Origin of the sequence: Arthrobacter sp. GCM10027362, from assembly GCF_042679445.1 — a bacterium.
Taxonomy (GTDB): domain Bacteria; phylum Actinomycetota; class Actinomycetes; order Actinomycetales; family Micrococcaceae; genus Crystallibacter.
The window spans coordinates 1-10,680 of the sequence record NZ_JBHTML010000143.1; the positions used below are offsets into that span (position 1 = coordinate 1).

Sequence of the window (10,680 nt, forward strand, 5' to 3'; positions counted from 1 at the left end):
GGCTTGCCCGCTGCCTGCTGCTGCACGGGTTCCGGCCGCTCGGCCTCCCCGGACGTTTCCCTGGCGGCAGCCTCGGCGCCTGCCGGCTTCTTCCCCGGGGTCCTGCGCGCCGGCGCGGGCTTCCGGCGCGGGGCACGGAGCACTTCGGCCACATGCGCGGCCGCCGAACCGGCGCCGTCGTCGGCCTGTCCGTCCCCGCGGGCAGGCGGCGCGGGGAAAAACAGGTCCACCGGCCTGGCCTTCCGGGACGCGTCGACGGAAGCGGCATCCGAATCCAGAGTTTGCGTCGCCGCGGGAGGACTGGGAATCAGTGCGCCCAGGCCTCTGCCGAGTCCGCGCCGCTTCTCACTCATCTGGGGATCCTTCCGTATTGCAATCTCAGCAGGCCGGTTCACTTCAAAGGTTTAGAGGTCATTCTACTGGTGTGCCGGGCGCGGGCCGGATTACCGGGCGCGTTCGGCGATTTCCGTAGCCGCTTCCTGGTAGGACAGCGCGCCGCTCGAATTCGGATCGTAGGTGATGATCGTCTGCTGGTAGCTCGGGGCCTCGGAAATGCGCACCGAGCGGGGCACGACGGCGCTGAGCACCTGCTCGGGGAAGTGCTCGCGCACTTCCGCGGCCACCTGGGCGGCGAGGTTGGTCCGTCCGTCGTACATGGTGAGCAGGATGGTGGACACCACCAGGTCGGCATTGAGGTGCTTCTGGATCATGTCGATGTTCTTGAGCAGCTGGCTCAGCCCTTCCAAGGCGTAGTACTCGCACTGGATGGGGATGAGGACTTCGTGTGCTGCCACGAAGGCATTGACGGTCAGCAGCCCGAGGCTGGGCGGGCAGTCGATGAAGATGTAGTCGAGCCGCGGCAGCCCCGCCTTCTCCCGCTCCCGGGCATAGACGTCGATGGCCCGGCGCAGGCGCTGTTCCCGCGCCACCAGCGAGACCAGTTCGATTTCGGCGCCGGCCAGATGGATGGTGGCCGGGGCGCACACCAGGTTCGGCACGTCCTCGCAGGGCGCGACGACTTCCCTGAGCGGCAGGTCGTTGATCAGCACGTCGTAGATGCTCTCCACGTCTGCGTGGTGCTCGACGCCGAGGGCGGTGGAGGCGTTGCCCTGCGGATCAATGTCGATGACCATGACGTTCAGGCCGGCGCTGGCCAGTGCGGCGGCCAGGTTGACCGTGGTGGTGGTCTTGCCGACGCCGCCCTTCTGGTTGCTGACGGTGAGGATCCGGGTCCTGGCCGGCTTCGGCAGCTCGCGCCCCTGCAGCCGCTCGCGCCGGCGGTTCTCGTTCGCCAGTTCCGCGGCCAGCGGAGTGCTCTCGTCGATCGCATCCATCACGTTGGGAACCGTAGCCTCTTCATTGACTTTCATACTGACCTTGCCGCCACTCGTCGTTTCACGTGAAACCTTCATGCCAAAGGCCGACTCCTGCGGGTCGGCCGCCGCCAGTTCCTGCGGCTTCGGCTCCTATAGGTTATCGGGTGCCGGGACCGGTTCGGTGTCAGGAACCCACCAGGATCCGGACCACCGTCGTCGGCTCCTCCAGCAGCCCCTCGCCCACGGTCAGTACCGAAGTCCCGGTGCCGCCCAGCTTGCGGATGACCTTGGCCGCCTTCTCGACTTCCTCGGCCGCGCTGCGGCCTTTGATGGCCAGCACCTCGCCGTGCCCTTCGAGCAGCGGAATGGTCAGGCCGGCCAGGGCCTTGAGGGCGGACACCGCGCGGGCGGTGACGACGTCGGCCGGCACCTTGCCGACCGCCAGCTCGGCGCGGGTCCTGAGCACCGCGACATTGTCCAGTCCCAGGTCCTCGACCACCTCGTTCAGCCAGGCCACCCGTCGTTCCAGCGGCTCGATCAGCGTCAGCTTCAGGTCCGGGCGAGCCAGCGCGAAGGTCAGGCCCGGCAGGCCCGCGCCGCTGCCGACGTCGGCCACCGCGGCCCCTTCGGCAATCAGTTCGGCCACCACGGCGCAGTTGAGCACATGCCGGCCCCACAGCCGCGGCACCTCGCGCGGCCCGAGCAGGCCGCGCTCCATTCCCGACGTGGCCAGATGTTCCACGTAGCGCCCGGCCAGGCCGAGACGGTCCCCGAAGATCTTCTCTGCCGCGGCCTTTTCGGCCGCCGTCATTTCAAGCACTTCCCACCCCTGGACAAATCATCCCGGCCCGCCGCAGACGCTGCTCAGGACTCGCGGAAGACCACGATGTGGCGGTCCGAGCCTTCGCCTTCGGATTCGCTGACCAGTCCCAGGTCCGCCACGGCGTCATGGACGATCTTGCGTTCGTAGGCACTCATCGGGTCCAGCGCCACCGGCTCGCCGGTCTCCTTGGCGCGCGCGACGGCGTCCTCCGCGATCTGCCGCAGTTCCTGGCCGCGCTCGGCGCGGTAGCCGGTGATGTCCAACACCAGGCGGGAACGGTTGTCGGTGGCGGCCAGCACGGCCAGCCGGGTCAGCTCCTGGAGGGCTTCGAGGACCTCCCCGCCCGGGCCCACCAGGGCCTCGAGCGCCTCGTTCTCCTCGTCCTCGGAGACGATGGAAATGTAGGTGCGGCCGTTGCGGACCTCGATGTCGATGTCGCCGTCAATGTCGGCGATGTCCAGCAGTTCCTCGAGGTAGTCGGCGGCGATGTCGCCCTCTTCCTCAAGGCGGCTGGCGGCAGCGGCGGAAGTCCCGGCCGGCTCGGCCCCGCCGGACTGCTCCGTGTCGGGCCCCTCAATGTTCACGTCGGATACGCTCTCGGTGCTCATTTCCTCTTCCTGTTCTTACGCTGGGGCTGCTGGCGCTGGCCCTTGGGGGCAGCGGGGGCGGGCAGGACTTCCTCCTCGGACTTCCGCTCGCCCAGGAGCGGAACCATCGGCAGGCCCTTCTTGGCGCGGCGCTCGGCCAACTGCCTGGCGGCCGGGGACCCCGGGGTGGGCATGCGGCGGATCACGAAGAACTGCTGGGCCATGGTCCACAGGTTGGTGGTGGTCCAGTAGATCAGCACGCCGATGGGGAAGTTGATGCCGCCGATGCCGAAGACCAGCGGCAGGATGTAGAGCATCATCTGCTGCTGCTTCATGAACGGGGACTGCAGGGCCTCCTCGGACATGTTCTTGGCCATGATCTGCTTCTGCGTGATGAACTGCGAGGCGATCATCGCCAGGATCATGATGATGGAGAGCACGATGACGGCCACCTGGCTCGTGCCGGGGGTGTTGGCGCCGCCGTGCAGCAGCGAGGCCGAGAGCGGGGCGCCCAAGATGGTGGAGGCGTCGAACTGGGCGACGTCGGCGGCCGACAGCGCGCCGATGCCCTGGCCGCCCTGGCTGGCCTTGGCGGTGTTGTTCAGCACGTTGAACAGCGCGAAGAAGAACGGCATCTGGATGAGCATGGGCAGGCACGCGGAGAACGGGTTGGTCCCGTGCTTCTTGTACAGCGCCATCTGCTCCTGCGTCATGGCCTGGCGGGAGAGCTGGTCCGTCTTGCCCTTGTACTTCTGCTGGAGCTTGCGCAGGTCCGGCTGCAGCGCCTGCATGCCGCGCTGGGCCTTGATCTGCTTAACGAAGACCGGGATGAGAGCGGCCCGGATCACCAACACCAGCCCGATGATCGACAGGGTCCAGGTCCAGCCGTTGGCCGGATCCATCCCCAGCCAGGTAAATGCCTGGTGGAACGCCCACATGATCCAGGACACCACCCAGGTGAAGGGCGTCAGTATCGTATTGAAGAAGTCCATGGTCTCTCTTTAGCTCCTCAGGCCGCGGGGCGGCCTTCCTCGTCGGATGGAATCACCGGGTGGTTCAGTACCAAAATCCGTGGGGTCCTGGCGGGGTTCTCGCGCAGCATCCGTTCGTACCGGGCCGAGGCCGGCACGTGGTCCACGCCGCCGTCGTTCCAGGGGTGGCACCGGGCAAGCCGGCGGGCGGCGAGGCAGGTCCCCCTCACGGCGCCGTGCACCGTCACCGCTTCCAGCGCGTACGCCGAGCAGGAAGGAAAGAAGCGGCAGACCTGGCCGTAGAGCGGGGACACGAGCCGCCGGTAGGCCTTGAGCAGCAGTATCAGGGTCTGCTGCGGAAGGCCCCAGAGCAGGCGCAGCCCGGCGCGAATGCGAGCCGGGCGCTGGACAGGCTGGGCAGGTACGCTCACTCCTCGGATCCCTTCTGTGTGCTGGCTGCATCCACGGGCTTCGCCGGCCGGAGCCGGGCCACGGCAGCCGACAACGCCTTGCGGTAGTCGCTGCCCAGCCCGGCGAAGTCCGCCGATGCGGCCGCGGGCAGAGCCCGGACCACAATCGACAGCCCCTCCGGATGATCCTTCAGGCTCAGCGCGGCGATTTCCCGCAGTCTGCGCTTAACGAGGTTGCGGGTCACGGCGTTCCCCACGGCCTTGGAGACAATAAAGCCGAACACCGTGGGTCGCTGCACCGGAGCAGGGGCCGCATATAACACCAAGTTCCGGCGCCCAGAACGGGCGCCGGAACGTACGGTTGTTGAAAAGTCTGCCGAACTGCGCATTCGGTTCCGGCCGGAGAGCATGCTGGTTCAGGTATCCGCTGCGCAGCTGCGGGCCAGCCGGAAACGCATGGCTACAGCCGGCCCGGGCAGACTGCGGCCGGGCTAGGCCGACAGTTCGCTGCGGCCCTTGCCGCGGCGGGCGGCCAGGATGGCGCGGCCGGCGCGGGTGCGCATGCGAAGGCGGAAGCCGTGCTTCTTGGCACGACGGCGATTATTCGGCTGAAAAGTCCGCTTGCTCACGGTGGTAACTCCAAAGACGATCGAAAGATGCGCCTTAACCCGTTGCAACAAGAACAGGCGGACGCTCTATGAGGTGCCAACCCGTGATTTCCGGCACGACCCGGGGGTTCATTCCAAACCCTCGAGGGCATGCAGGACTGCACAAAGTAGACACAAAGGACTACATAACGGTAGGTGGAACCGCCCGGACGCGTCAAACCAGCGCAAGGGAAAACGCCGTCCACAGCCCGGATTATCCTGTGGACAACTTCCCTGCCCGGTATCGCCGCCGGCGGCGGACCAACGGGCCGTACGGCCCGCAGCCCGGCTGTATTCTGCGGGAATCATCCTCTACTCTTGGCAAGGGCCCTTTATCCACGGACTGTGCATAAACCTGTGGATGAAGAATCACGATCGGGCCCGCAACACACCCGGTCCTTGGCTCGCTGAGGGTTGCAAGAGCTATTGAGGGGTTTTGGTGGACACGGACCAGATAAACGACGTCGGAAGTTCCTGGCGCAAGGTGGTCCGCACCCTCGAACGGGACGACAGGGTCACGCCGCGGCAGCGCGGCTTCGTCGTCCTGGCCCAGGCCAAGGGCCTGATCGGCACCACCCTGCTGGTGGCCGTGCCCAACGAGCTCACCCGCGAGGTCTTCCAGTCACAGCAGCTGAAGGACCCGCTCCAGGACGCGCTGCGCGATGTCTTCCAGGACGAAATCCTCTGCGCCTTCAGCGTGGACACGGACCTGGTGCCCCAGGAGGAGCCGGACACCGCGGCGGAGCCCGCCCCCGCGCCGGCCGAGATCCGCCACGACGTCAGGCCCCAGCCCGCCCCGCCGAGCACCTCGCAGGAATTCGGCCGGCTGAACCCGAAGTACGTTTTCGACACCTTCGTCATCGGCGCCTCCAACCGCTTCGCGCATGCCGCCGCCGTCGCGGTCGCCGAGGCGCCGGCCAAGGCCTACAACCCGCTGTTCATCTACGGCGACTCCGGCCTGGGCAAGACGCACCTGCTGCACGCCATCGGCCACTATGCCCGGCACCTGTACAACGGGATCCGGGTCCGGTACGTCAATTCCGAGGAATTCACCAACGACTTCATCAACTCCATCCGCGACGACGAGGGCGCCAGCTTCAAGCAGCTCTACCGCAATGTGGACATCCTGCTCATTGACGACATCCAGTTCCTGGCCAACAAGGACGCGACGCAGGAAGAGTTCTTCCACACCTTCAACGCGCTGCACAACCACAACAAGCAGGTGGTCATCACCTCGGACCTGCCGCCCAAGCAGCTCTCCGGCTTCGAGGAACGGATGCGGTCGCGCTTCGAATGGGGCCTGCTCACCGACATCCAGCCGCCGGAGCTGGAAACCCGCATTGCCATCCTGCGCAAGAAGGCCCTGAGCGAGGGGCTGTCCTTGCCCGACGAGGTGATGGAGTACATCGCCTCCAAGATCTCCACCAATATCCGCGAACTCGAGGGCGCGCTGATCCGGGTCACGGCCTTCGCCAGCCTGAACCGGCAGCCGGTGGACATGGGCCTGTCCGAGTCGGTGCTCAAGGACCTGATCACCGACGAGGGCGCCGAGGAGATCACGGCGGCGACCATCCTGGGCCAGACCGCCGCCTACTTCAAGCTCAGCCTGGACGAGCTCAAGAGCAAGTCCCGCACCCGCACCCTGGTGACCGCCCGGCAGATCGCCATGTACCTGTGCCGGGAGCTGACGGACATGTCGCTGCCGAAGATCGGCCAGGAGCTCGGCGGCCGGGACCACACCACCGTCATCCACGCGGACCGCAAGATCCGTGAACTGATGGCCGAGCGGCGCGCCATCTACAACCAGGTCACCGAGCTGACCAACCGCATCAAGCAGCAGCAGCGCGAGCACTAGGCGCAGCCCGGCGGGCGGCGCTCCCGGCGGGCTTGCCGGTTCCCCGCCCGCCCCGCGGAACCCTGACGCCGGGCCCGCCTTCCTGCCATCCTGCCGCGCCGTCCGGCCCGCAGGGCCGGAAAAATTAACAGGTGTGGATAACCCTGTGGATTCTTAAGTGGAGAACCGCACCCCTGCGGAGGAAAACCCGGGGTGCCCCTGTGGATCCGCGAACCTATGCGGAAAATTGTCCACACGGCCCAGTCTGCGGATGCGCTTAAAGCCCACAGCTTGTGAACAGCCGGATTCGGCGCGGATCCGCCCATGGCGCCGGTTTTCCACAGATTCCACAGACGTTATTAACACTACGAATCCCATTTTTGAGAGCCTGCCAAATAACATGAGGTCCGGGACGAACCCCCGGCACATCCTCCGTTCCGGTTCAATGCTGCGTACCCTTTGCTTCGCGCCCGGTCCGGTGTCAGAATCGGCCCGCGGCCGCTAAGCTTGCAGGAAGAATCGTTGTCACTTGCCCTCAACTGCACCGGCACCCGCTGCGCGGTGCCAGCAGTTGGCGTCCCAGGTGGCCTTCCTTGACATGTTCGTTGTGAAAGGCGGCACCCTTCAGTGAAGTTCAGAGTTGACCGGGATGTACTGGCCGAAGCCGTAACCTGGACAGCCCGGTCCCTGTCGCCTCGCCCCCCCGTCCCGGTGCTGTCCGGCCTGCTGATCAACGCCGAAGGCGGCATGGTCAGCATCGCCAGTTTCGACTACGAAATTTCGGCCCGGCTGCAGATCCCGGCCGACGTCTCCGAAGAAGGCACCATCCTGGTCTCCGGCAGGCTGCTCGCCGACATCTGCCGCAGCCTGCCCTCGGCCCCGGTGGAGGTCGGAACCGACGGTTCCAAGGTCACCCTCACCTGCCGCAGCAGCCGCTTCAACCTCGCCACCATGCCGGTGGCCGACTATCCGGACCTGCCTCCGCTGCCCGAGATCAGCGGCGTCGTGGACGGGGACGCCTTCGCCCAGGCCGTCAGCCAGGTCATCATTGCCGCCAGCCGGGATGACACCCTGCCGATCCTGACCGGTGTCCGGATGGAGATCGAGGACGGCCTGATCACGCTGCTGTCCACCGACAGGTACCGCCTGGCGCTGCGCGAACTTCCCTGGCGGCCGGGCAATCCGAACATTTCCACCAGCGCCCTGGTCAAAGCCAAGACCCTGAACGAAGTGGCCAAGACCCTTGGCGGCTCGGGCGAACTCAGCCTGGCCCTGTCCGAGAACAGCGAACTGATCGGCTTCGAAAGCGGCGGCCGGCGGACCACTTCCTTGCTGGTGGACGGGGACTACCCCAAGATCCGCTCGCTCTTCCCCGAAAACACGCCGATCCATGCCACCGTGGAAACCTCCGTGCTGGTCGAAGCCGTCCGGCGTGTGTCCCTCGTAGCCGAACGCAACACCCCGGTCCGGCTGGCCTTCACCGACGGCCAGTTGACCCTGGACGCCGGTACCGGCGAAGATGCCCAGGCCTCCGAAGCCCTCGAAGCGGCGCTGGTGGGCGATGAGATCACGGTCGCGTTCAATCCGCACTACCTCTCCGAAGGCCTGAGCGCGTTCGACAGCAAGTACGTCCGCTTCTCCTTCACCACCCCGCCCAAGCCCGCGGTGCTCACCGGACAGGACGACCTGGCCGGCGAAGACCGCTCGGACTACCGGTACCTGCTGATGCCGGTACGCCTGCCCAACCAGTAAGGAATCCTGCCAGCAGCCACGAAACCAGCGGAAAGGTGTGGTCCCGTTGCACATCGGCCTGATCGGACTCGGGAAAATGGGCTTCAACATGCGCGAGCGCCTCCGCAGCGCCGGCATCGAAGTCACCGGTTTCGACCGGAACCCCGAGGTCACCGACGCGGCCTCGCTGGACGAGCTGGTGGCGGCCCTGCCGGTTCCCCGCACGGTCTGGGTGATGGTGCCGGCAGGTACCATCACGGATTCGGTGATCACCGAGCTGGCCGGGAAACTCGAGGCCGGGGATCTGGTCATCGACGGCGGGAACTCGAAATTCACCGAGGACCAGCGGCACCAGGCCGTGCTGGCCGACCGCGGCATCGGCTTCATCGATGTCGGGGTCTCCGGCGGCGTCTGGGGCCTGGCCAACGGCTACGCCCTGATGGCCGGCGGGACCGCGGACCACGTCCAGGCCGTGCTGCCGGTCTTCGACGCGCTGCGGCCGGAAGGACCGCGGGAGGAAAGCTTTGTCCATGTGGGCGACGTCGGTGCCGGACACTACGCCAAGATGGTGCATAACGGCATCGAATACGGCCTGATGCAGGCCTATGCCGAAGGCTACGAACTGCTCGAGGCCAAGGGCATCGTCAAGGACGTCCCCGGCACCTTCCGGGCCTGGCAGAAGGGCACCGTGGTCAGGTCCTGGCTGCTGGACCTGATGGTCAAGGCGCTCCAGGAAGACCCGGGCCTGACCCGGGTGGCCGGCTATGTCGAGGATTCGGGCGAGGGCAGATGGACCGTGGAGGAAGCCATCGCCAACGAAGTCCCCGCCCCGGCCATCACGTCCGCGCTGTTCGCCCGCTTTGCCTCCCGGCAGGACGACTCGCCGGCCATGAAGATGGTGGCCGCGCTGCGCAACCAGTTCGGCGGCCACGCGGTGCGCCGCCCGGCGGAAAGTCCGCGGGCCAAGGGAAGTCCGGCGTAGGCACAGGTGTTTATCGAGTATTTGTCGCTGACGGACTTCCGGACCTACCCGCAGCTGGATGTCGGGCTCGGGCCGGGCGTCACCGTTTTCGTCGGCGCCAACGGCATCGGGAAAACCAATATCGTCGAGGCCATCGGCTACCTTGCCTCGCTTTCCTCGCACCGGGTCAGCTCCGACCTGCCGCTGGTTCGCTTCGGCACGGGGCAGGCCCTGGTGCGGGCACGGGTGGTCAGGGGGTCCCAGGTCACCTCGCTGGAACTGGAACTGAACCCGGGCAAGGCCAACCGCGCCCGGATCAACCGCGCCAACCCGGTGCGCGCCCGCGAAATCCTGGGCATCCTGCGCACCGTGCTCTTCGCCCCCGAGGACCTGGCCCTGGTCAAGGGCGACCCGTCCAGCCGCCGCCGGTTCCTGGACGAGCTGCTCACCAGCCTGGTCCCCCACCACGCCGCGACCCGCAGCGACTACGAGCGGGTGCTCAAGCAGCGCAACGCCCTGCTGAAGTCGGCCCGGGCCTCCGGCCGGTTCACCTCCGCGCACGAGGCCACACTGGAAGTCTGGGACCACCACATGGCCCAGGCCGGCGCCGCCCTGGTCAGGGCCCGGCTGGAACTGGTCCAGCTGCTGCAGCCGCAGATTGCGCGGGCCTACGCGTCGCTGACGGACGGGTCCAAGCAGGCCCGCGCCGTCTACCGCTCCACGCTGGAGAGCCAGCTGTCCGACGACGGCGAGCCGGAAGGCATGCCCGGGACCACCGCCGGCCTGCCGGCCGCGGACGGCGGGCTTTCCGGCCTGGGGCTGGAGCAGCTGCGCAGCAGGTACCTCGACGCGTTGCGCCAGCAGCGCCGGCGGGAGGTCGAACGCGGCATTTCGCTGGTCGGCCCGCACCGCGACGAACTGGAACTGTGGCTGGGACCGGCGCCGGCCAAGGGCTATGCCTCCCACGGCGAAACCTGGTCGCTGGCCCTGGCCCTGCGCCTGGCTTCGTACTATGTGCTGTGCGAGGACGGGCAGGGGCCCGGGGCCGCCCCGGTGCTCATCCTGGATGATGTCTTCGCCGAGCTGGACAACCAGCGCCGCGGCAAGCTGGCGGACATTGTGGCCGGGGCGGAGCAGGTACTGGTCACGGCCGCGGTGGCGGAGGACATTCCCGCCGCGCTGCGCGGCGGGCAGATCACGGTGGTGCCTGGAGGCGTCTTCGATGGCAGACAGTCAGCGTGAGCAGCCCGCCGGCCGGCAGCCGGACGAAACCGCGCCGGCGGAGGAGCAGGACATCGACGCCGCGAAGGCGATGCTCAACCGGATGCGGGAAGCGGCGGCGGCACGCGGGGAGGTGCGCCTGCGGCCGGGCACCCGCCGCCGTCCTTCCGCCGGCGACG

At 67.3% G+C, this 10,680-nt stretch carries 11 protein-coding genes and 1 pseudogene; 4 read left to right on the forward strand and 8 right to left on the reverse strand.

What is annotated here, in order from left to right; genetic code table 11:
- From ACFQ36_RS16810 to rpmH, 8 genes and pseudogenes are all read right to left on the reverse strand, one after another.
- Positions 1-353 (reverse strand): annotated as a pseudogene (locus tag ACFQ36_RS16810) (hypothetical protein); the annotation flags it as partial.
- Positions 354-443: 90 nt separating this feature from the next.
- Complete coding sequence (locus ACFQ36_RS16815; protein WP_377015605.1) at positions 444-1,412, reverse strand: ParA family protein; 969 nt, start codon at positions 1,410-1,412, stop codon at positions 444-446.
- 88 nt (positions 1,413-1,500) lie between these two features.
- Positions 1,501-2,136: a 16S rRNA (guanine(527)-N(7))-methyltransferase RsmG gene (gene rsmG / locus ACFQ36_RS16820; protein WP_377015607.1), complete on the reverse strand. Its 636-nt coding sequence runs from the start codon at positions 2,134-2,136 to the stop codon at positions 1,501-1,503.
- A 44-nt stretch (positions 2,137-2,180) separates the two neighbouring features.
- A complete protein-coding gene (locus tag ACFQ36_RS16825; protein WP_377015609.1) occupies positions 2,181-2,747 on the reverse strand; it encodes a protein jag in 567 nt (188 codons plus the stop codon).
- The gene (yidC, locus tag ACFQ36_RS16830; protein ID WP_377015611.1) at positions 2,744-3,718 is read right to left on the reverse strand and encodes a membrane protein insertase YidC; all 975 of its coding nucleotides are present in this window, start codon (positions 3,716-3,718) and stop codon (positions 2,744-2,746) included. The genes ACFQ36_RS16825 and yidC overlap by 4 nt, the downstream gene beginning before the upstream one ends.
- 17 nt (positions 3,719-3,735) lie before the next feature.
- Positions 3,736-4,128: a membrane protein insertion efficiency factor YidD gene (gene yidD, locus ACFQ36_RS16835; RefSeq protein WP_377015613.1), complete on the reverse strand. Its 393-nt coding sequence runs from the start codon at positions 4,126-4,128 to the stop codon at positions 3,736-3,738.
- Complete coding sequence (gene rnpA, locus ACFQ36_RS16840; protein ID WP_377015614.1) at positions 4,125-4,517, reverse strand: ribonuclease P protein component; 393 nt, start codon at positions 4,515-4,517, stop codon at positions 4,125-4,127. The genes yidD and rnpA overlap by 4 nt, the downstream gene beginning before the upstream one ends.
- Before the next feature lie 81 nt (positions 4,518-4,598).
- Positions 4,599-4,736, reverse strand: coding sequence for a 50S ribosomal protein L34 (gene rpmH, locus ACFQ36_RS16845; RefSeq protein WP_377015616.1), 138 nt, complete (start codon positions 4,734-4,736; stop codon positions 4,599-4,601).
- Between the two features lie 457 nt (positions 4,737-5,193).
- Between rpmH and dnaA the strand changes: the two genes are divergently transcribed.
- The 4 genes from dnaA (at position 5,194) to recF (ending at position 10,522) form a co-directional block, all read left to right on the forward strand.
- A complete protein-coding gene (gene dnaA / locus ACFQ36_RS16850; RefSeq protein WP_377015618.1) occupies positions 5,194-6,609 on the forward strand; it encodes a chromosomal replication initiator protein DnaA in 1,416 nt (471 codons plus the stop codon).
- A 606-nt stretch (positions 6,610-7,215) separates the two neighbouring features.
- Positions 7,216-8,340 carry a DNA polymerase III subunit beta gene (gene dnaN, locus ACFQ36_RS16855; protein ID WP_377015620.1) on the forward strand — a complete coding sequence of 375 codons (1,125 nt, stop codon included), beginning with the start codon at positions 7,216-7,218 and terminating at the stop codon, positions 8,338-8,340.
- A gap of 46 nt (positions 8,341-8,386) precedes the next feature.
- Entirely contained in the window at positions 8,387-9,301 is a 915-nt protein-coding gene (gene gnd / locus ACFQ36_RS16860) for a phosphogluconate dehydrogenase (NAD(+)-dependent, decarboxylating) (RefSeq protein WP_377015622.1), read from the forward strand.
- Between the two features lie 6 nt (positions 9,302-9,307).
- Complete coding sequence (recF, locus tag ACFQ36_RS16865) at positions 9,308-10,522, forward strand: DNA replication/repair protein RecF (protein ID WP_377015624.1); 1,215 nt, start codon at positions 9,308-9,310, stop codon at positions 10,520-10,522.
- Positions 10,523-10,680 lie beyond the last annotated feature (158 nt).

Excerpts from the sequence above, each read along its gene's own strand:
- ACFQ36_RS16815 (WP_377015605.1), bottom strand. The coding sequence starts at position 1,412 with ATGAAGGTTTCACGTGAAACGACGAGTGGCGGCAAGGTCAGTATGAAA.
- ACFQ36_RS16825 (WP_377015609.1), bottom strand. The coding sequence starts at position 2,747 with ATGAGCACCGAGAGCGTATCCGACGTGAACATTGAGGGGCCCGACACG.
- yidC (WP_377015611.1), bottom strand. The coding sequence starts at position 3,718 with ATGGACTTCTTCAATACGATACTGACGCCCTTCACCTGGGTGGTGTCC.
- rnpA (WP_377015614.1), bottom strand. The coding sequence starts at position 4,517 with ATGCTCTCCGGCCGGAACCGAATGCGCAGTTCGGCAGACTTTTCAACA.